Origin of the sequence: Jeongeupia wiesaeckerbachi (genome assembly GCF_050916355.1) — a bacterium.
GTDB lineage: Bacteria > Pseudomonadota > Gammaproteobacteria > Burkholderiales > Chitinibacteraceae > Jeongeupia > Jeongeupia wiesaeckerbachi.
In genome coordinates, this window is sequence record NZ_CP136946.1 from 741,468 (window position 1) to 759,455 (window position 17,988).

20 protein-coding genes are annotated in these 17,988 nt (G+C 63.2%); 8 read left to right on the plus strand and 12 right to left on the minus strand.

Features of this window, described 5'->3' with window-relative positions; genetic code table 11:
* Nucleotides 1-108 precede the first annotated feature (108 nt).
* The 8 genes from ptsN to R0382_RS03670 form a co-directional block, all read right to left on the minus strand.
* Nucleotides 109-576 (minus strand): PTS IIA-like nitrogen regulatory protein PtsN, encoded by a 468-nt coding sequence (gene ptsN / locus R0382_RS03635; RefSeq protein ID WP_203537974.1) that lies wholly within the window; start codon nt 574-576, stop codon nt 109-111.
* Nucleotides 577-689: 113 nt separating this feature from the next.
* Nucleotides 690-1,016 carry a ribosome hibernation-promoting factor, HPF/YfiA family gene (gene hpf / locus R0382_RS03640; protein ID WP_432722400.1) on the minus strand — a complete coding sequence of 109 codons (327 nt, stop codon included), beginning with the start codon at nt 1,014-1,016 and terminating at the stop codon, nt 690-692.
* 26 nt (nt 1,017-1,042) lie between these two features.
* On the minus strand, nt 1,043-2,467 hold the full coding sequence (locus R0382_RS03645) for an RNA polymerase factor sigma-54 (RefSeq protein ID WP_432722402.1): 1,425 nt from the start codon (nt 2,465-2,467) through the stop codon (nt 1,043-1,045).
* Between the two features lie 4 nt (nt 2,468-2,471).
* Nucleotides 2,472-3,206 carry an LPS export ABC transporter ATP-binding protein gene (gene lptB / locus R0382_RS03650; protein WP_432722404.1) on the minus strand — a complete coding sequence of 245 codons (735 nt, stop codon included), beginning with the start codon at nt 3,204-3,206 and terminating at the stop codon, nt 2,472-2,474.
* On the minus strand, nt 3,203-3,820 hold the full coding sequence (gene lptA, locus R0382_RS03655) for a lipopolysaccharide transport periplasmic protein LptA (RefSeq protein ID WP_432722405.1): 618 nt from the start codon (nt 3,818-3,820) through the stop codon (nt 3,203-3,205). The genes lptB and lptA overlap by 4 nt, the downstream gene beginning before the upstream one ends.
* A complete protein-coding gene (lptC, locus tag R0382_RS03660) occupies nt 3,795-4,373 on the minus strand; it encodes an LPS export ABC transporter periplasmic protein LptC (RefSeq protein WP_432722407.1) in 579 nt (192 codons plus the stop codon). The genes lptA and lptC overlap by 26 nt, the downstream gene beginning before the upstream one ends.
* 2 nt (nt 4,374-4,375) lie before the next feature.
* Nucleotides 4,376-4,891: a 3-deoxy-manno-octulosonate-8-phosphatase KdsC gene (gene kdsC, locus R0382_RS03665; protein ID WP_432722410.1), complete on the minus strand. Its 516-nt coding sequence runs from the start codon at nt 4,889-4,891 to the stop codon at nt 4,376-4,378.
* A 21-nt stretch (nt 4,892-4,912) separates the two neighbouring features.
* Nucleotides 4,913-5,890 (minus strand): KpsF/GutQ family sugar-phosphate isomerase, encoded by a 978-nt coding sequence (locus R0382_RS03670; protein WP_432722412.1) that lies wholly within the window; start codon nt 5,888-5,890, stop codon nt 4,913-4,915.
* Between the two features lie 103 nt (nt 5,891-5,993).
* On the opposite strand from R0382_RS03670, the gene R0382_RS03675 reads away from it, so the two are divergent.
* A complete protein-coding gene (locus tag R0382_RS03675) occupies nt 5,994-7,961 on the plus strand; it encodes a monovalent cation:proton antiporter-2 (CPA2) family protein (protein WP_432722414.1) in 1,968 nt (655 codons plus the stop codon).
* Nucleotides 7,962-8,179: 218 nt separating this feature from the next.
* Here R0382_RS03675 and R0382_RS03680 read toward each other — a convergent pair whose 3' ends face one another.
* The gene (locus tag R0382_RS03680; RefSeq protein WP_432722416.1) at nt 8,180-9,331 is read right to left on the minus strand and encodes a Do family serine endopeptidase; all 1,152 of its coding nucleotides are present in this window, start codon (nt 9,329-9,331) and stop codon (nt 8,180-8,182) included.
* 7 nt (nt 9,332-9,338) lie between these two features.
* On the opposite strand from R0382_RS03680, the gene R0382_RS03685 reads away from it, so the two are divergent.
* The 7 genes from R0382_RS03685 to R0382_RS03715 all read left to right on the plus strand — a co-directional run bounded on the left by R0382_RS03685 (nt 9,339) and on the right by R0382_RS03715 (nt 14,808).
* On the plus strand, nt 9,339-10,094 hold the full coding sequence (locus R0382_RS03685; protein ID WP_432722418.1) for a Nif3-like dinuclear metal center hexameric protein: 756 nt from the start codon (nt 9,339-9,341) through the stop codon (nt 10,092-10,094).
* Nucleotides 10,091-10,540 (plus strand): hypothetical protein, encoded by a 450-nt coding sequence (locus R0382_RS03690; protein WP_432722419.1) that lies wholly within the window; start codon nt 10,091-10,093, stop codon nt 10,538-10,540. The genes R0382_RS03685 and R0382_RS03690 overlap by 4 nt, the downstream gene beginning before the upstream one ends.
* A gap of 121 nt (nt 10,541-10,661) precedes the next feature.
* Nucleotides 10,662-11,240, plus strand: coding sequence for a ubiquinol-cytochrome c reductase iron-sulfur subunit (gene petA / locus R0382_RS03695; RefSeq protein WP_432722421.1), 579 nt, complete (start codon nt 10,662-10,664; stop codon nt 11,238-11,240).
* A gap of 18 nt (nt 11,241-11,258) precedes the next feature.
* On the plus strand, nt 11,259-12,611 hold the full coding sequence (locus tag R0382_RS03700) for a cytochrome b (protein ID WP_432722423.1): 1,353 nt from the start codon (nt 11,259-11,261) through the stop codon (nt 12,609-12,611).
* Nucleotides 12,612-12,627: 16 nt separating this feature from the next.
* Nucleotides 12,628-13,404, plus strand: coding sequence for a cytochrome c1 (locus tag R0382_RS03705; RefSeq protein WP_432722425.1), 777 nt, complete (start codon nt 12,628-12,630; stop codon nt 13,402-13,404).
* A 158-nt stretch (nt 13,405-13,562) separates the two neighbouring features.
* Nucleotides 13,563-14,168: a glutathione S-transferase N-terminal domain-containing protein gene (locus tag R0382_RS03710; RefSeq protein WP_203537953.1), complete on the plus strand. Its 606-nt coding sequence runs from the start codon at nt 13,563-13,565 to the stop codon at nt 14,166-14,168.
* A gap of 205 nt (nt 14,169-14,373) precedes the next feature.
* On the plus strand, nt 14,374-14,808 hold the full coding sequence (locus R0382_RS03715) for a ClpXP protease specificity-enhancing factor (RefSeq protein WP_432722427.1): 435 nt from the start codon (nt 14,374-14,376) through the stop codon (nt 14,806-14,808).
* Between the two features lie 46 nt (nt 14,809-14,854).
* Here the strand turns inward: R0382_RS03715 and R0382_RS03720 are convergent, their stop codons facing one another.
* The 3 genes from R0382_RS03720 to purN form a co-directional block, all read right to left on the minus strand.
* Nucleotides 14,855-16,111 carry an RsmB/NOP family class I SAM-dependent RNA methyltransferase gene (locus R0382_RS03720; protein ID WP_432722429.1) on the minus strand — a complete coding sequence of 419 codons (1,257 nt, stop codon included), beginning with the start codon at nt 16,109-16,111 and terminating at the stop codon, nt 14,855-14,857.
* An 80-nt stretch (nt 16,112-16,191) separates the two neighbouring features.
* Nucleotides 16,192-17,379 (minus strand): DUF3108 domain-containing protein, encoded by a 1,188-nt coding sequence (locus R0382_RS03725; RefSeq protein ID WP_432722431.1) that lies wholly within the window; start codon nt 17,377-17,379, stop codon nt 16,192-16,194.
* 7 nt (nt 17,380-17,386) lie between these two features.
* The gene (gene purN / locus R0382_RS03730; RefSeq protein ID WP_432722432.1) at nt 17,387-17,983 is read right to left on the minus strand and encodes a phosphoribosylglycinamide formyltransferase; all 597 of its coding nucleotides are present in this window, start codon (nt 17,981-17,983) and stop codon (nt 17,387-17,389) included.
* Nucleotides 17,984-17,988 lie beyond the last annotated feature (5 nt).

Here is a 17,988-nt window from a genome sequence, read left to right on the forward strand (position 1 = left end):
TTCAGCAGGGTGCGCGGCACAGCAAACGGAATGCACCCAACACACATGAGGATTTCGAGCGGCCCATGAGTCCGATCAGCGCTACGCAGCAAGATCGTGGACCAACTTTCAGAAGCCCGCGTACGGCTCCCAAGTGGAAATCAGCTTGTAGGCCTCGCCCGGCTCGCCGAACGTCGCCAGTTGCTCGCGGACGGCCTTGTCCGAGAACAGCTGCGCCAGCTCGGACAGTATCTGCAGATGCAGATCGGTCGCATTGGCCGGCACCAGCAGGACGAAAATCAGCGATACCGGCTTGCCGTCGGGCGCATCGTAGGGAATCGGTGCCTTCAGGCGCACGAAGGCGCCGGTGGCTTCCTTCAGCCCCTTGATCCGACCGTGCGGAATCGCCACGCCCTGGCCTAGGCCGGTCGAGCCGAGTTTTTCACGTGCGAACAGGCTGTCGAAGATCACGCTACGGGCGATGCCGTGGCTGTTCTCGAACAGGATACCGACTTGTTCGAACACGCGTTTTTTGCTGCCGACGTCCATGTCGAGAAAGACATTTTGCGTCGGCAGAATCTTGGAAATCAGGCTCATTGCGAGAATCCATGAGCAGGAGGAACGTCGAAGCGGGCCATTGTATCGCCTCCCGCCCCGTAAACAAAAACGGGAATCCGCAGAACGGATTCCCGTTGGCAGGAAAAGGACACTTACTCTTCGGCAACAACTTGACGGCGGATGCTCTCGCCATCGTGGCCGTTGCGCTTTTCCTTGTGCTTGACGATCTGCCGGTCGAGCTTGTCGGCCAGCGCGTCAATCGCAGCGTACATGTCTTCGTCGATCGCCTCGACGTGGATATCCTTGCCCGGCACGTGCACGGTTGCCTCAATTTTCTGCTGCAGGCGTTCGACCGAGAGGACGACGCCGACTTCGATCACCGCGTCAAAATGACGCGCCACCCGGTCAAGCTTGCTAGTGATGTAATCACGGATTGCCGGGGTCACTTCGAGGTGATGGCCGCTGATATTGAGGTTCATAGACATTCTCCTTCAGGGAATCGCCGTTACAGGCATTTGCGCAGATTGACGGGAGGGATTTGCATCGCCTCCCTGTATTTGGCAACGGTTCGTCGCGCAACCACGACCCCTTGCCCTGCCAGCGCTTCCGCGATGGCACTGTCCGACAATGGTTTTTGCTTGTCTTCCTGCTGGAGCAGTTGACGAATCTGCGCCTTGATCGCCGTCGCCGAGGCTTCGCCGCCGGCTTCGGTTTCGACATGACTGCCAAAAAAATACTTGAATTCGAAGATACCACGCGGCGTCAGCATGTACTTCTGCGTCGTGACACGGGAGACGGTGGATTCGTGCAGGTCGAGCTCGGAGGCGATGTCGCGCAGCACCAGGGGCCGCATCGCGATTTCACCGTGCTCGAAGAAGGCGCGCTGCTTGTCGACGATGGCCTGTCCAACCCGCAGGATGGTATCGAAACGCTGCTGCACGCTCTTGACCAGCCATTTGGCTTCCTGCAGCTCGCGCGCCAGCACTCCGCCATCGCTGCGTTGCAGGATATCGGCGTACATCCGGTTGACCCTGAGCTTGGGTCTGGCCGCGTCGTTCAAGCGCACTCGCCACTGCCCCTTGTACTTGCTGACCAATACGTCGGCCACCACATAATGCGACGATTCGTCGCTCCACTGTGCGCCTGGTCGCGGATTCAGGCTGACGATCAAGGCCTGTGCGGCCTTCAGGGCCGCTTCATCGCATTTCAGGCGGCGTTTTAACCTAGTGTAGTCCCGTGCCGCGAGCAAATCGAGACTGTCCCGCACGATACCCAGCGCCAGTTGACGCACGTCAGATACCGCCAATGCCGCCAGTTGCAAAGCCAGCGATTCGGCCATGTCCCGGGCACCGACGCCGAGCGGTTCGAGCTGCTTGAGCCGCGCCAGCGCGATCGTCAGGTCATCGAGTTCGAACTCGAACCCGCCGGCAAGTTCCGCAGGCAGCAGCGCAAGAATTTCTTCGAGCGGCTGGGTCAGGAAACCGTCGTCGTCGAGCGCATCGATCAGCCACGTCAGCGCGGCCCGATCGCGCAACGGAATCGGCAACAAGCCGGCTTGCGCCAGCAGGTGCTCGCGCAAGGTCAGCTCACGGGCGATATTGCTGGCCGGGTCGAAATCGTCATCGTCGTCACCGCCGCTGCGCGCGCCGCCACCACTGCCTTCCCAGCCCCAATCGTCGTTGTCGAACGCCGATTCGCTTGCTGGTGCATCGTCGCTGCTGCTGGCCTCGGCCGGCGCTTCGGCACTCCCTTCCCCGTCGGACGAAGAATGTTGATCCTCACCGCGCTCAAGCAACGGATTTTCGGCCAGGAATCGCTCGACTTCCTGCTGGAAATCGAGCGTCGACAGCTGCAGCAGCTTGATCGATTGCTGCAGCTGCGGCGTCAGATTGAGCTGCTGGGAGAGGCGAAGTTGCAGCGATTGCTTCATGCCGCTACATCCGGAAGTGTTCGCCGAGATAGACCCGGCGCACCTGCTCGTTGGTGACGATGGCACTCGGCAATCCCGACGCCATCACCGCGCCTTCGGAAATGATGTAGGCGCGATCACAGATCCCCAGCGTCTCGCGGACATTGTGGTCGGTAATCAGCACGCCGATGCCGCGCTCCTTGAGGAAGCGGATGATGCGCTGGATGTCCATCACCGCGATCGGGTCGACGCCGGCGAACGGTTCGTCGAGCAGGATGAAGCGCGGACTGGCCGCCAGGGCGCGAGCGATCTCGGCGCGGCGGCGTTCGCCGCCCGACAGGCTCATCGCGTTGTTTTCGCGCAGGTGCGAGATATGCAGGTCGTTAAGCAACGCATCGAGTTGGCGGGTGCGCTCGACCTTGTCGGCGACGTGCAGCTCGAGGACCGCGAGAATATTCTGCTCGACCGTCATTTTGCGGAAGATCGATGCCTCTTGCGGCAGGTAGCCCACGCCCATGCGCGCACGCTCGTGCATCGGCAGATGGCCGATGTCGATGCCGTCGAGGCGGATCTCGCCGCCATCCTTGGCGACGAGGCCGACGATCATGTAGAAACTCGTCGTCTTGCCGGCGCCGTTGGGCCCAAGCAGGCCGACGACTTCGCCGGCCGCGACGTCGATCGACACATCCTTGACGACGGTGCGCTTCTTGTAGCGTTTCATCAGGCCATTGGCGCTGAGCACGGCCTTGGCATCGGTCATTTCGCGTCCTTGCTCCACGAACCGCCGGTCTTGGGCGCGCTGGCGGCGACAGGCTTGCTGGCGACGGGTTTGCTCGCCGCGGCCTTGGCGGGTTTCGCCGCGGTGCTGCTTGCGTCCTTCTTCTTCGGCATCAGCGTGATATTGACGCGGCTGCCCGGCTTGCCATCGGTTTGCGCCTGATAGGTCGACGTTGCCATGTCATAGACGATCAGGTCGCCGATGACCTCGTCGCCGGTATCGCGGCGGACCCACGCCTTGTTGATCAGCTTGAGGATGCCGGTCTTGCCATCGTAATCGTAATGCAGCGAGTTGGCATCGACCCATTCGCCGGTATCCATGCGCTGGCGGAACTTGACCGGCTTGCCGTCCCCCTGCGAGAACTGGTTGCCGTCGGCGTCCTGACGCACGGTGACCTTGTCGGCCTTCAGCGTCATCGTGCCCTGCACGACGATGACATTGCCGGTGTAGACGCCGACATTGTTCTTCTGGTCGAAATTGGCGTGATCCGCCTCGATATTCATCGGTTTTTCGCGGTCGGCGGTCTCTGCGTGCGCCAGCGGCGCGGTCAGCAGGATCAGCGCCGTCAATTCAGCGGCGTGGCGGCGGCGGGACATAGGTCGTGCTCACTTTGGAGAGGAGTTCCAGATTTTCCTTGTCCAGATCGGCGTTGAAGCCGACCCCGGACACGGTGTATGCGCCCATCTTGCCGTTGACCGGCGTCTTGGACCAGACGAAGTTTTCGTTCGGCTTGACCCAGACGTCGGAGCTGACGACATCGAGCTGCGGCTTGTCCGCGCTCGGCGCCCGGGTCAGCTTGGCGTCGTCGGGAAACCAGACGAGGGTACCATTTTGTTCGGTCCGCGCGCGTTTGCCGACCACGGTCAGCTCGGGCGTATCGGGCTTGGTGTAGTGGATGCGTGGCTGATCGAGCCAGTTGGTATCGCCGGCCGGATAGTGCCGGACCCGGTCGGCGTAAAGCCGCGACAGCAGCTTGCCGTTCACGTCGAAACGGTAGGCCGTCGTGTTCTGCGCAATCAGGTCGGGCTCGTTCGGCCGGTCGGGCCGGCTGGTGCCGGGCACCCGGGCCACTTCGTTGAGGATCAGCACCAGCGCGCCGAGCGTCGCCAGCAACACGATGGGCAGGAGTTTGGTCGACAGTCCGCCCATGATCAGCGCAGATAGTGGGCCATCAGCCCATCGTACGTACCCTGCGCCTGCATGATCAGATCGCACACTTCGCGCACCGCCCCGCGGCCGCCGGCGCGGCCGGTCACGTAGTGGGCATTTTGCAGGACGATTTCGGGCGAATCCGGCACCGCCACGGCAAACGCGGCGCGGCGCATCACCGGCAAATCGATTACGTCGTCGCCCATATAGCCACACTCATCGGCCGTCACGCCAGCGGCGTCGAGCAGCTCGGCAAAGGTCGCCAGCTTGTCGTGTGCGCCCTGGTAGACGAAATCGATCCCCAGATTGCTGGTGCGGTGTTCGAGCAGCTTCGACTTGCGACCGGTGATGATCGCCAGCTTCACGCCGGTCTGCTGCAGCATGCGCAGACCGTGGCCGTCGAGCGAATTGAAGGCTTTCATTTCCTCGCCGGCGTCGTTGTAATACAGACCGCCATCGGTCATCACACCGTCGACGTCGAAAATCATCAGTCGCACGGCACGGGCTTTTTCCTGCATATCGGTTTCCTTTGTCTTCGCTCAGACGACCCGGGCGCGCAGCAGGTCGTGCATATTCAGCGCACCGACCAACCGACCGGCGTCGAGCACCAGCAGGCCGTTGATGCGGCGTTGTTCCATGACCTGCACCGCCTCGGCGGCCAGATGGTCGGCATCGATCGTCAGCGGCGCAGGCGTCATCACCTGTACCACCGGCGTCGCCAGCACGTCGCGGCCGTCGTCGAGCGCGCGTCGCAGATCGCCGTCGGTAAACACGCCGACCAGCGCGCCGGCGGCATCGACCACGGCGGTCATGCCCATGCCCTTGCGGCTGATCTCAAGCAGCGCATCACGCAGCAACACGTCGTCCCGCACCACCGGCAAGGCATCGCCAGCATGCATCACGTCACGCACATGCACCAGCAGGCGCCGGCCCAGGCTGCCGCCCGGGTGCGACAGCGCAAAGTCCTCAGCCTTGAAGCCGCGCGCGTCGAGCAGGGCCACCGCCAGCGCATCACCGAGCGCCAGCGCGGCGGTCGTGCTCGCCGTCGGCGCCAGATTTAGCGGGCACGCCTCCTGGGCCACGCTGGCATCGAGCCAGACCTCGGCCGCGCGGGCCAGCGTCGAATCCGCCCGGCCTGCCAGCGCGATCACCTTGACGCCGAGCCGCTTCAGACTCGGCAGGATCGCCAGCACCTCGTCGCTTTCGCCCGAGTACGACAGCGCCAGCACGACATCGTCGGCGGTGATCATGCCGAGATCGCCATGCAGCGCTTCGGCCGGGTGGACGAACATGGCCGTCGTACCGGTGCTCGCCAGCGTCGCGGCGATCTTGCGGGCGATATGGCCCGACTTGCCCATGCCGGTGACGACAACACGGCCGGTACAGCCCAGCAACAGCGCACAGGCCATATCGAAGCGATGATCGAGCCGGTCGGCCATCGCGGTAATGGCGTCGGCCTCGATCGTCAGCACTTGGCGGGCCTGCGCCAGCAATCTCGATTGCGTGATTTCACTCATGGGCGTCAGTATAAAAGAGCCGTGCCAAAGGCCGCCAGCAAGTAGGCCACAGCGGCAGGTATAATTTTTGCCAGCCCCTCCACGAAACCTTCCGGCCGCAGCCATGCCCGTCCATCTTTCCTCCCTGTTGCTGCTGCTCGCCGCCGCGGTGATCACCGTCGTGCTGTGCCGACTGGTCAAGCTGCCGGCCATGCTCGGCTACCTGTTCGTCGGCATGCTGATCGGCCCGTACGCGCTCGGCCTGATTGCCAGCAGCGAGGAAGCGACCCATCTGGCCGAATACGGCGTGGTGTTCCTGATGTTCACGCTGGGGCTCGAATTCAATCTCGCCAAGCTCAAGGCGATGCGGCGCATCGTGTTCGGCCTTGGTGCGGCGCAGGTCGGCGGCATGGTGCTGCTGGTCATCGGCCTGATGCTCGCTGTGCAGCTGAGCTGGGCCGCCGGACTGGCGCTGGGCGGCGCGCTGGCGATGTCGTCGACGGCAATGGTGTCCAAGCTGCTGTCCGAGCGCAACGAACTCAATGCCGCACACGGCCAGAACGCGATCGGCATCCTGCTGTTCCAGGATCTGGCGGTCGTGCCGCTGCTGATCATGCTGCCGGTGCTGAGCCACCCGGGCGAGGCGATGCTCAACGCGCTCGCGCTCGCGGCGCTGAAGATCGTCGTCGTGCTGTTCCTGCTGCTCAATCTCGGCCAGAAACTGATGCGGCCGTGGTTCAACCTCGTCGCCAAGCAGCACTCGAGCGAGCTGTTCATGCTCAATCTGCTGCTGGTGACGCTCGGCATCGCCTGGCTGACCGAACTGTCGGGCCTGTCGCTGGCGCTCGGCGCCTTTCTGGCCGGCATGCTGATCGCCGAAACCGAATACCGCTATCAGGTCGAGGACGACATCCGGCCATTCCGCGACCTGTTGCTCGGGCTGTTCTTCGTCACCGTCGGCATGACGCTGAATTTCGGCCAGCTCGCCGACCGCTGGTGGCTGGTGCTGATCATTCTGGTGATCCTGCTGCCGCTGAAAATTGCCATGATCGCCGGCATCGCGCGCTGGTTCGGCGCCAGCCCCGGCGTTTCGCTGCGCACGGGCTTCGCGCTCGGCCAGGGTGGCGAATTCGCCTTCGTGCTGCTGACGCTGGCCGGCAGCGGCAAGCTACTGCCCGAACCGCTGCTGCAGGCAACAACGGCGGCCATCGTGCTGTCGATGCTGGCGACACCGTTCATCGTCCAGCACTCGGACAAACTGGTGCTGCGACTGGCGGCATCCGAATGGATGAATATGGCCGCCAATCTGCACCAGATTGCCGTGCGGACGATGCAAAGTCAGGGCCATGTGATCGTCTGCGGCTATGGCCGCAGCGGCCAGAGTCTGGCGCGGATCCTCACCGAGGAAAAAATCCCCTTCTTCGCCCTCGACCTCGATCCGGAAAAGGTCCGCGAGGCCGGTGCCGCCGGTGAATCGGTCGTGTACGGCGATGCCGCCAAGCGCGAGGTGCTGATGGCCGCCGGCCTGATGCGCGCGCGCGCGCTGGTGGTCAGCTATGCCGACACGCACTCGGCGATGAAGATCCTCGAACTCGCCCACCAGATCCGCCCCGAGCTGCCGGTCATTGTCCGGACCTACGACGAAACCGACGTCGACAAGCTGAAGAACGCCGGTGCGGCCGAGGTCGTCGCCGAAATCCTCGAGGGCAGCCTGATGCTGGCCTCGCACACGCTGATGCTGCTCGGCATCCCGCTCAACACCGTGCTCAAGCGCATCCGTCACGTCCGCGAAGACCGCTACCAGATGTTCCGCGGCTTCTTCCGTGGCACGACCGAGGATCTGGAAGACAACGCCAGTCAGCCGCGTCTGCACACGATCCATCTCACCAACGACGCCAGTGCCATCGGCCGCCGCCTCGGCGACATCGATCTCGCCGGCCTGCACATCGAGGTCAAGAGCGTCCGGCGCAAGGCCATGCCGACGACGATGGTGCAAAACGACTTGGTGCTGCAGGAAAACGACGTGCTGGTGTTGCTCGGCGAGCCGGAGAACCTGGCCGCAGCGGAAATGATCCTGCTGCAGGGCAATTAGCGCGGCGCACGGCATCCTGCTGGCAGCGTCACCTCCGGATATCCCTTATCGTTGCCGCCCCACAACGCATCGCGGCGAGGCGTTCGGCCGCTGAAGGACACTTGGGCCCCGTGACAGCTGATTCATGCGCCAGGAAGTCAGCGTGGGTCCCTCTTGGCCGCCGTAACGACAACGCCCCGCATCGCGGGGCGTTGTTGCTGAATCGGCGCAGCGTCGATCTATCGACCGCTCAATCGTGGCCGCTTGCCGATTTTGACGTTGACCTTCTGGCCCTTGCCGGCGCGGAACACCTCCATCGGCACCTCGGACTCCGGCTTGAGGCCGGCAATCTGGTTGAGCATATCCGACGAGTCCTTCACCGGATGACCGTTGATGCCAAGCAGAATGTCGCCGGGACGCATGCCGGCCGCATCGGCCGGGCCGGCGCGGACGATGCCGGCGATCAGCGCACCACGTGCTTCGGGCAATTTGAACGATGCCGCCAGCTCCGGCGTCACGTCCTGCGCCTCGATGCCAAGCCAGCCGCGCGTCACGCCGCCGTCCTTGATGATCGCATCCATCACTTGCCGGACCGTCGTCGCCGGAATCGCGAAACCGATGCCGAGTGACCCGCCGCTGCGCGAATAGATCGCCGTATTGATGCCGACGAGGCTGCCGTGGGTGTCGACCAGTGCGCCACCCGAGTTACCGGGGTTGATCGCCGCATCGGTCTGGATGAAGTTCTCGAAGGTATTGATGCCGAGCTGCGAGCGCCCCAGCGCCGAGACGATGCCCATCGTCACCGTCTGACCGACCCCGAAGGGATTGCCGATCGCCAGCACCACGTCGCCAACCTGCATGGCATTGACGTCGGCAAACGTCAGCGTCGGCAGTTTGCCGAGGTCGATCTTGATCACCGCGATGTCGGTGTCCGGATCGCTGCCGATGATCTTCGCTTCGGCGGTCCGCCCGTCGGCGAGCGCCACCTCGATTTCGTCGGCCGATTCGACCACGTGGTTGTTGGTGACGATATAACCGCGATCGGAGACGATCACGCCAGAGCCAAGGCTGGACGTCCTTTGCGTGTCGTCACCGCCGAAGCGGTCATCGAAGAAACGCTTGAAGAACGGATCGTTCAGCAAAGGGTGGCTGCGCGTCTTCACGTCCTTGGCCGTGTAGATGTTCACCACCGCCGGCATCGCCCGCCGCGCGGCGTCGTGATAGCTGTCGGGCGTGACGACCGGCGCCGACGCATCGGCCGGCGCCTGGCGCACCGTCACGACGTCGGCAACCGGTCGCGGCAGCCATTGCGGCGCGACCAGCGTGAGCACGAACCAGACCGCGAGGCCGATCGTGGCGGTTTGTGCGAAAATCAACCATAGCTTTTTCATCGGCAGAATGACGTTGATCGCAAGATTCGAATTGGAAAATTATATCGGACAACTGCTCGCGGTTGACCGATTCCGGGACTATTGTCCAAACGGCCTGCAAATCGAGGGCCGGGACTCGGTCCGCAAAGTCGCGACCGCGGTCACGGCAAGCCAGGCTGCCGTTGATGCGGCGATCGCCGCCGGCGCGGATACCTTGCTGGTCCACCACGGTTATTTCTGGAAGAGCGAAGCCGCGCCGATCCGCGGCACCAAGAAGGCGCGCATCGCCGCGCTGCTCAAGGCCGACGTGAATCTGCTCGCCTATCACCTGCCGCTCGATGCCCATGCCGAACTCGGCAATAACGCCCAGCTCGGCACCCGCCTCGGCCTCACGGCAAGCGGCCGCTTTGGCGAACAGGAGCTCGGCTGGATCGGCGAGCTGGCCGAGCCGACCACGCTGGCCGGCTTCGCGCAGCGCATCGACACCGCGCTGGTCCGGCAACCGCTGGTCATCGGCGACGCCGACCGCCCGATCCGCCGCGTAGCCTGGTGTACCGGCGGCGCGCAAGGCTACTTCCATCAGGCGGTCGATCTGGGCATCGACGCCTTCATCACCGGTGAAGCTTCCGAATTCGTCACCCACCTCGCACGTGAAACCGGCGTTGCATTCATCGCCGCCGGCCATCACGCCACCGAACGCTACGGCGTGCGTGCGCTCGGGGAACATCTGGCCAGCCATTTTGGTCTGGAACTCATTCATCTCGACATCGAGAATCCGGTATGAACATCCGCCATCTACTCCCCCTGGCTGCGGCGCTCCTGCTCGCCGCCTGCGCCACGCAGCCGACCCAGCCGCCGGTCAGCGCACCGGCACCGGATCAGACGCAGTCACAGACGTCGACGGTCCCGAGCGTCGTCATCGACGGCCGCACGCCGCAGGCCATCCTCGACGACGTCGTCGCGTATCGCACCCAGAAGGGCATGCGCGTCCTGGCGCGCGCCGACAAGCGCGTCGAATTCAAACAGGTGGTCCCGAAGGCCAAGGTTCCGACCGAAGCCCGGATGCGCTACGAGCTGACCCCTGTCGGCAAGGGCTGGAAACTGTCGGCACGCGTCTTCCAGGTCAGCTATCCGGGCACGACGCGCGAAGCCGTCAGCGACATCACCGCCCAGGTGGCCGACAAGCTCAACGACGAACTACCGCGATACACACGCAGCAGCGCAAACTGATAGCAAGCCGGTCCACGCGTATCCTCCCGCCCACGCTGACTGCTTGTCAGCTTCCTGTTCCCATGCTGCTCGGGTAGAATTCACGGGTTTAGGTATTAGTTCCAGACATCAGGGATTGGGTATGAGTGACCAGCAAGTCGATAACAGCAAGCGGCGCTTCCTGCTGATTGCCACCGGCGTCGCAGGCGCCGGTGCGGTCGCAGGCATTGCGACTCCGTTCATCGCGAGCTTCCTGCCATCCGAGCGCGCCAAAGCAGCGGGCGCACCGGTCGAGGTGGATATCAGCAAGCTCGAGTTGGGCCAGCAGATCAACGTCGAATGGCGCGGCAAGCCGGTCTGGGTGCTCAAACGCACGCCGGAGATGCTCGCCAACCTGCCCAAGCTCGACCCCCAGCTGCTCGATCCGAAATCGGATGGCAGCGTCCAGCCGGACAATTGCAAGAACGAGGGACGCTCGATCAAGCCCGAGATCCTCGTCGCCGTCGGCGTCTGTACCCATCTGGGCTGTTCGCCGACCTTCCGCCCGGACCTCGGCCCGGCGGACTTGGGTGGCGACTGGCTCGGTGGCTACTACTGCCCCTGTCACGGCTCCAAGTACGACCTCGCAGGTCGCGTTTATTCCGGCGTTCCGGCACCGAAAAACCTCGACATTCCACCCTACAAGTACCTGTCCGATGCTCGGATCATGGTCGGCGAATAAGGCAAGGGGAGCTGAGGCATGAGCAAAGCACAACAAGTAGGACAACAGGTCCTCAACTGGGTCGATGAGCGTTTCCCGCTGACGTCGACCTGGAAGGCGCACGTATCCGAGTATTACGCGCCGAAGAACTTCAACTTCTGGTACTTCTTCGGTTCGCTGGCGATGCTGGTTCTGGTGATCCAAATCGTCACCGGCATCTTCCTGACGATGAACTACAAGCCGGACGGCAGCCTGATTCCGGGCACCAATGTTTCGGTGGCATTCAATTCGGTCGAATACATCATGCGCGACGTCGCGGGTGGCTGGATCATCCGCTACATGCACTCGACCGGCGCGTCGATGTTCTTCGTCGTCGTCTATCTGCACATGTTCCGCGGGCTGATCTACGGCTCGTACCAGAAGCCTCGCGAACTCGTCTGGGTGTTCGGCACGCTGATCTTCCTGTGCCTGATGGCAGAGGCCTTCCTCGGCTACCTGCTGCCTTGGGGCCAGATGTCGTTCTGGGGCGCACAGGTCATCGTCAACCTGTTCGCATCCTTGCCGATTATCGGCCCGGACCTGTCGACCTTCATCCGAGGCGACTTCGTCGTCTCCGACGTCACGCTGAACCGCTTCTTCGCGCTGCACGTGATTGCCGTGCCGCTGGTGTTGCTGGCGCTGGTCGTCGCCCACCTCGTCGCACTGCACGAAGTCGGCTCGAACAACCCGGATGGCGTCGAGATCAAAAAGAACAAGGACCCGAAAACCGGCATTCCGCTCGACGGCATTCCGTTCCACCCGTACTACACGGTGAAGGACATCTTCGGCGTCGCAGTCTTCCTCGCGGTGTTCTCGGTGATTGTGTTCTTCTTCCCGAACATGTTCGGTTACTTCCTCGAAGACAATAACTTCATCCCGGCCGATCCGCTGAAGACCCCGCCGCACATTGCACCGGTGTGGTACTTCACACCGTTCTACGCCATTCTGCGCGCGATTCCGTCCTTCCTCGGCACCCAGGTCTGGGGCGTGCTGGCGATGGGTGCGGCAGTGGTGGTGATCGCCTTCCTACCGTGGCTCGATCGCAGCCCGGTCAAGTCGATCCGTTATCGCCCGGCGTTCTTCAAATGGATCCTTGCGGTCTTCCTGGTCGCCTTCTTCGGTCTCGGCATCCTCGGCGCGCTGCCGCCGGACGGTCCGCGCACGATCCTGTCGCAAGTGTTCTCGGTGATCTACTTCGCCTTCTTCCTCGGCATGCCGTTCTACACGCGCTGGGGCCAGCCGCTGCCGGTACCGGAACGCGTGACCGACACCAACGGCCGCCGCCAGATGATCTTCGGCATCCTGATGCTGGTGACCTTCCTTGGTGCCGCGATTTTCGCGAAACTGGTTTGATTGAGGACGACCACAAATGACCCAGCAATTCCGTCGTTTCCTGGCCGCCGTGGCACTCCTCGTCCCGGTTGCCGGCTTTGCCAGCGAGGCCGGCGTCCACCTGGACAAGGCGCCCGTCAACCTGCGTGATGTCGAAGGTCTGCAGCGTGGCGCGCAAACCTTCGCCAACTACTGCCTGTCGTGTCATGGCGCGATCAATATGCGCTACAACCGGCTGCAGGACATCGGCCTGACCGAAGAACAGATCAAGGCCAACCTGATGTTCGCGACCGACAAGGTCGGCGAGCCGATGAAAGTGGCCATGCAGGCCGCGGACGCCAAGAACTGGTTCGGCGCTACCCCGCCCGATCTGTCGCTGATCGCCCGTTCGCGCGGTGCCGACTGGCTTTACACCTATCTGCGCGGTTTCTACCGTGACGACTCGCGTCCGACCGGCTGGAACAACACCGCCTTCGACAAGGTCGGCATGCCGCACGTGCTGTGGGAGCTACAAGGGATCCAGGAACCGGTCTACAAGACGGTCAAGGGCCACAACGGCAAGGAAGAGAAGGTGCTCGAGGGACTGAAGCTCGTGAAGCCGGGCCTACTGACCCAGGTCGGCGAGAACAACCAGTACGACCAGCGCGAGTTCGACAAACGCGTCGGCGATCTGGTTAGCTACCTTGTCTACATGGGCGAGCCGGCACAGGTGAAGCGCCAGCAGATCGGCTACGGCGTACTGCTGTTCCTGCTGTTCATCCTGATCCCGATCACCTATCTGCTGAAGAAGGAATACTGGCGCGACGTGCACTGAGCACCGACATCCAGCTGAAAGAAAGGCGCCCGCGGGCGCCTTTCTTTATTTACACAAAAACCAATACCAATCAATGACTTAGGTCATTATTTCTGGCTTATCGATGGCGAAATCGCTAGAATCGGCGCCATTGCATCCACCCTGGGAATTCCATCGCCATGATGAAGCTCTACTCCGGTACCTCGTGCCCGTTCAGCCACCGTTGCCGCATTGTCCTGTTTGAAAAGGGCATGGACTTCGAGATTCTCGACGTCGACACGCACAGCATGCCGGAAGACCTCGCGGTGATGAATCCGTACAACGAAGTACCGGTGCTGGTCGAGCGCGACCTGACCCTGTACGAATCGAACATCATCAACGAATACATCGACGAGCGCTTCCCGCACCCGCAGCTGATGCCGGCCGATCCGGTGATGCGCGCACGCGCGCGGCTGATGCTGTTCAACTTCGAGCGCGAACTCTTCGTGCACATGAAGACGCTCGAAGACGGCGCCGCCACCAAGAAAACGCTTGATGCCGCCCGCGTCGCCGTGCGCGACAGCCTGACCCAGATCGCACCGCTGTTTACCAAGCAGAAGCACATGCTGGGCGAAGAGTTCTCGATGCTCGACGTCGCCATCGCCCCGCTGCTGTGGCGCCTTGAGCACTACGGCATCGAAATGACCAAGCCGCTGGTGCCGATCCTCAAGTACGCCGAACGCCTGTTCAGCCGCCAAGCCTTCATCGATTCGCTGACGCCGAACGAAAAGGCCATGCGCAAGTAACCTATCCTATTAGGCGGCTGAGCCTGTGCATTTTGTAGCCGTCCGGTGCTCGGAATCCTCATGGACCTCGTGTCCATTCCGCTTCCTCCGCTCCGGACGACAGCAAACTGCTTTGGCTCGCTCGCCTACTGAGACAGGCTCCAAGGCGCGCGGCCGAGCGGGTTAGTCCCGGCCGGTCCGCCCTGTTCACCCGAGGACATTGGCCATGCAATCCGTTTCGACCAAGCCCTATCTGATCCGCGCGATCCACGAGTGGTGTTCCGACCACGATTTCACGCCTTATCTCGTTGTCGCCGTACGCGGCAAGATGCAGGTACCGACGGAATACGTGAAGAACGGCGAAATCGTGCTGAACATCAGCTACAACGCGACGCGCAACCTGAATCTGGGTAACGATTACGTCAGCTTCTCGGCGCGCTTCAACGGCGTCTCCCGCGATATCACCATCCCGGTCGGCGCCGTCGTGTCGATCTTCTCGCGCGAGAACGGCGAAGGCATGGGCTTCGAGTACGAAGGCCCGACCGATGGCGAGCAGGAAGATGCGCCCGAAAGCGCGCCGGCAAGCAAGGACGACGGCGGCGACGAGCCGCCACCATCGCGCCCCAGCGGTGGCCGCCCGTCGTTGCGGGTGGTCAAGTAAAAACAAAGCCCGCGATTGCGGGCTTTGTTTTTGGCGCCGATCAGGCTCAGCCGCGCTGCATCACCGCGGCAAAGAAACCGTCGGTGCCATGCTGCATCGGCGACAGCTGCATGCATTCGCCGTCGAGCGCGATCTCGATCTTCTCCTTCGCCAGCAACTCGCGCACATCCAGGAGCTGGAAGTCCGGGTGCGCAGCCAGGAAGGCATCGACGATCTGGCGGTTCTCGCTCGGCAGGAAGCTGCACGTCGCGTAGACCAGCCGGCCGCCGGCCTTCACCAGTCGCGAAGCCGACGCCAGAATGCTCGCCTGCTTGGCATTGAGCTCGATGACGCTCTGCGCACTCTGCCGGTACTTGAGGTCCGGATTGCGCCGCAGCGTGCCCAGACCCGAGCACGGCGCATCGACCAGCACGGCATCCATCTTGCCGGCCAGGCGCTTGATCTTGGTGTCGTTCTCGCTGGCAATCAGTTGCGGCCGGACGTTCGACAGGCCCGAGCGCGCCAGACGCGGCTTGAGGTTGGACAGCCGCTTCTCGGAAATATCGAAGGCGTACAGCGAGCCCGACGACTGCATCATCGCGCCGATCGCCAGCGTCTTGCCACCGGCTCCGGCGCAAAAATCGGCGATCATCTGCCCGCGCTTGGCGCTGGTCAGCAGCGCCAGCAACTGGCTGCCTTCGTCCTGGACTTCGAACGCGCCTTCCTTGAACAAGGCCAGCCTTGAGAGGCCCGGCTTGCCGGTGACGCGCAGCCCCCACGGCGAAAACGGCGTCGGCACCGACTCGATGCCCTGCGCGGCCAGTTCGGTCTGCACCGGATCGCGCTTCATTTTCAGCGTGTTGGCACGCAGGTCGAGCGGCGCCGATTGCAGCATCGCCCGGCCGATCTCGAGAATGCCGGCCTCGTCGAAACCGTCGGCGAGCATCGCATCGACAGTCCACTGCGGCAGCGCAGCACGCACCGGCAGCGGTGCCTCGTCCCAGCGTACCGCCTTGTATTCCTTGGCCTGCTCCATCCGGCGCGCATCGAAGATCGCCGTCAGTTCCTTGAGGTTGCGCTTCTCGACCGCGGCCCAGTAGGCGACCATCCAGTCGATGACGCCGGCCTTGTCGCCGCAAACCCACTTCAGTCGCGGCAGGTGGCGCAAGAGGCCGAAAACGGTTTCGGCAATTTCGGCGCGATCGCGCGCGCCCAGCTTGGGATGATCACGGAAGTAGCGCGACAGGCACACATCGGCCGGCGCGGTGAACGGCAGCACGGTGTGCAGCACGTCGAGAATGGCATCAAATTGGGTCTTGTTCATATCAGCGTTGTAGCGGCGAAAGCGGGTTCACACCAGCGTTAATCGGTGCGGGCCGCAGCCCGCCAGTCAGGCAGTTGCGACTAGCGCAGCTGCGGGTTGTTGCGGTTGGTAACCCCGTTGGCCGACGACAGCGGCTTGAGGACCTGCTCGCCATTGATCGTGATCGCATTGGCGAGGATGTCGAAGCTGCCACTGTCCTTGCCCAGCGTCAGCTGGATACGCACCGGCATATTGTTCCATTGCGGCGCCAGCCAGAAATCGAAACTGCGGTCCTCGAACTCACCGTGCAGCAGGATCACGTCGACATGCTGGTCGCCAAGTCGCAGCGTCGTTTCGCCACGGATCTCGAACGTCACTTCGGGGTAGCGCTTGCGACCGCTGAGCATCGAGAAGGTGAAGTTCTTCATCTTCGCGCCCTGCAGCGCGAACTGGAATGCCGCCGAAAAGAGGTCCTGATCGCCGGGCGACAACGGCTCGGTCTTCAGGTTGCCCTTGTCGTTCAGCGTCACCGTCCCGGCGTCCCAGTCGAAGTTCGCCTCGTTCAGCAGCTTGTCGTCCTTGTAGTCCGAGAAACGCGTCGGCACGACACCCTGCTTGCCGACGATGCCGACACTTTCGATCAGCCGGCTCCGGCCGAACAGCGAGCCGGCCAGCTTGAGCCGGTAGTCGCCCTGATCAACCTGCCAGGTCATTCTGACCGGGAACACGCCGTAGACATAGGTAATCTGGACGTTCTTCGGGAAAGCCTTGGCCTGCTTGCCCAGTCCTGCCGGCGCGCTCGCTTGTGTCGTGCGCGTAGCCTCGGCCGGCGTCGCCGCAACGGGCTTGCTGGCAGCGGCGAGCTCCGGCGCACTGGCGGACAGGCTCGCGGCGGCACTCGCCACCGCGCTGCTGGCGGCCATTTCGACTGGCGCAGCCGGCATCGCGGCACTGGCGACGATCTTGGCCGGTCGCGGCTTGGGCTTGCTCACCGGCTTGGGCTCAGGCGCCGGTTTCGGTGCTTTGGCGGGAACCAGCTCGGCCAGCGGCCGCAGATAGACCACCTGTTTGTCAGCCGGCTTGACGCCCGCCAGTCCGGCCGGCTTGGTCATCTCGTCGTCGAGTTCCTGCGCGGCCAGCTTTTGCGTCGCCTTGCGCAACGGTGTCTCGTTGCCGCTCGGCCGCGCCCACCATGCCAGCGCCAGTTCGCCGAAGAGGCCGGAAAGGTGCAGCAACAGCGAAAGGATCAGCGCAAAACCCAGCAGGCGGCGGCCGAAACGCAGCGTCATCGGATCATCAGTCCCGGCGCAGCACGCGCTGACCCGAGATCGTCAGCCGGCCGGCAACAAAGTCGGCCACGGCTTGCGGATACAGGCGATGTTCTTCGACCAGAACGCGCACGGCCAGCGCCGCCGCATCATCGTGATCCAGCACCGGCACCACCGCCTGCGCGACGATCGGGCCGTGGTCGAGTTCGGCGGTGACGAAGTGCACGGTGCAACCGGCGAACTTCACGCCCTCGGCGATCGCCCGTTCATGCGTATGCAGACCGGTAAACGCCGGCAGCAGCGACGGGTGGATGTTCAGCAGCCGGTTTTCATAGTGGCCGACGAAACCCGGCGTGAGGATGCGCATGAAACCGGCGAGCACGACCAGATCGGGCGCATAGCCATCGATCAGCTGGACCAGCGCCGCGTCGAACGCTTCGCGCCCGTCGAAATCCTTGTGGTTCAGCGATGCGGTGGCGATGCCGCGTTCGCGCGCCCACGCCAGGCCCTCAGCATCGGCCTTGTTCGAAATCACCGCGGCGATGCGCGCACCGGCGATCTCTGTGTCGACGATCGCCTGCATGTTCGAGCCGCGGCCCGAGATCAGGATGACAATATTCTTCATGGTTC

Excerpts from the sequence above, each read along its gene's own strand:
- R0382_RS03680 (WP_432722416.1), bottom strand. The coding sequence starts at position 9,331 with ATGAAAAAGCTATGGTTGATTTTCGCACAAACCGCCACGATCGGCCTC.
- ptsN (WP_203537974.1), bottom strand. The coding sequence starts at position 576 with ATGAGCCTGATTTCCAAGATTCTGCCGACGCAAAATGTCTTTCTCGAC.
- R0382_RS03645 (WP_432722402.1), bottom strand. The coding sequence starts at position 2,467 with ATGAAGCAATCGCTGCAACTTCGCCTCTCCCAGCAGCTCAATCTGACG.
- R0382_RS03725 (WP_432722431.1), bottom strand. The coding sequence starts at position 17,379 with ATGACGCTGCGTTTCGGCCGCCGCCTGCTGGGTTTTGCGCTGATCCTT.
- lptA (WP_432722405.1), bottom strand. The coding sequence starts at position 3,820 with ATGTCCCGCCGCCGCCACGCCGCTGAATTGACGGCGCTGATCCTGCTG.
- R0382_RS03710 (WP_203537953.1), top strand. The coding sequence starts at position 13,563 with ATGATGAAGCTCTACTCCGGTACCTCGTGCCCGTTCAGCCACCGTTGC.
- R0382_RS03705 (WP_432722425.1), top strand. The coding sequence starts at position 12,628 with ATGACCCAGCAATTCCGTCGTTTCCTGGCCGCCGTGGCACTCCTCGTC.
- R0382_RS03690 (WP_432722419.1), top strand. The coding sequence starts at position 10,091 with ATGAACATCCGCCATCTACTCCCCCTGGCTGCGGCGCTCCTGCTCGCC.
- R0382_RS03685 (WP_432722418.1), top strand. The coding sequence starts at position 9,339 with ATGACGTTGATCGCAAGATTCGAATTGGAAAATTATATCGGACAACTG.
- R0382_RS03715 (WP_432722427.1), top strand. The coding sequence starts at position 14,374 with ATGCAATCCGTTTCGACCAAGCCCTATCTGATCCGCGCGATCCACGAG.
- R0382_RS03675 (WP_432722414.1), top strand. The coding sequence starts at position 5,994 with ATGCCCGTCCATCTTTCCTCCCTGTTGCTGCTGCTCGCCGCCGCGGTG.
- purN (WP_432722432.1), bottom strand. The coding sequence starts at position 17,983 with ATGAAGAATATTGTCATCCTGATCTCGGGCCGCGGCTCGAACATGCAG.
- R0382_RS03700 (WP_432722423.1), top strand. The coding sequence starts at position 11,259 with ATGAGCAAAGCACAACAAGTAGGACAACAGGTCCTCAACTGGGTCGAT.
- lptC (WP_432722407.1), bottom strand. The coding sequence starts at position 4,373 with ATGGGCGGACTGTCGACCAAACTCCTGCCCATCGTGTTGCTGGCGACG.
- kdsC (WP_432722410.1), bottom strand. The coding sequence starts at position 4,891 with ATGCAGGAAAAAGCCCGTGCCGTGCGACTGATGATTTTCGACGTCGAC.
- R0382_RS03720 (WP_432722429.1), bottom strand. The coding sequence starts at position 16,111 with ATGAACAAGACCCAATTTGATGCCATTCTCGACGTGCTGCACACCGTG.
- lptB (WP_432722404.1), bottom strand. The coding sequence starts at position 3,206 with ATGACCGATGCCAAGGCCGTGCTCAGCGCCAATGGCCTGATGAAACGC.
- R0382_RS03670 (WP_432722412.1), bottom strand. The coding sequence starts at position 5,890 with ATGAGTGAAATCACGCAATCGAGATTGCTGGCGCAGGCCCGCCAAGTG.
- hpf (WP_432722400.1), bottom strand. The coding sequence starts at position 1,016 with ATGAACCTCAATATCAGCGGCCATCACCTCGAAGTGACCCCGGCAATC.
- petA (WP_432722421.1), top strand. The coding sequence starts at position 10,662 with ATGAGTGACCAGCAAGTCGATAACAGCAAGCGGCGCTTCCTGCTGATT.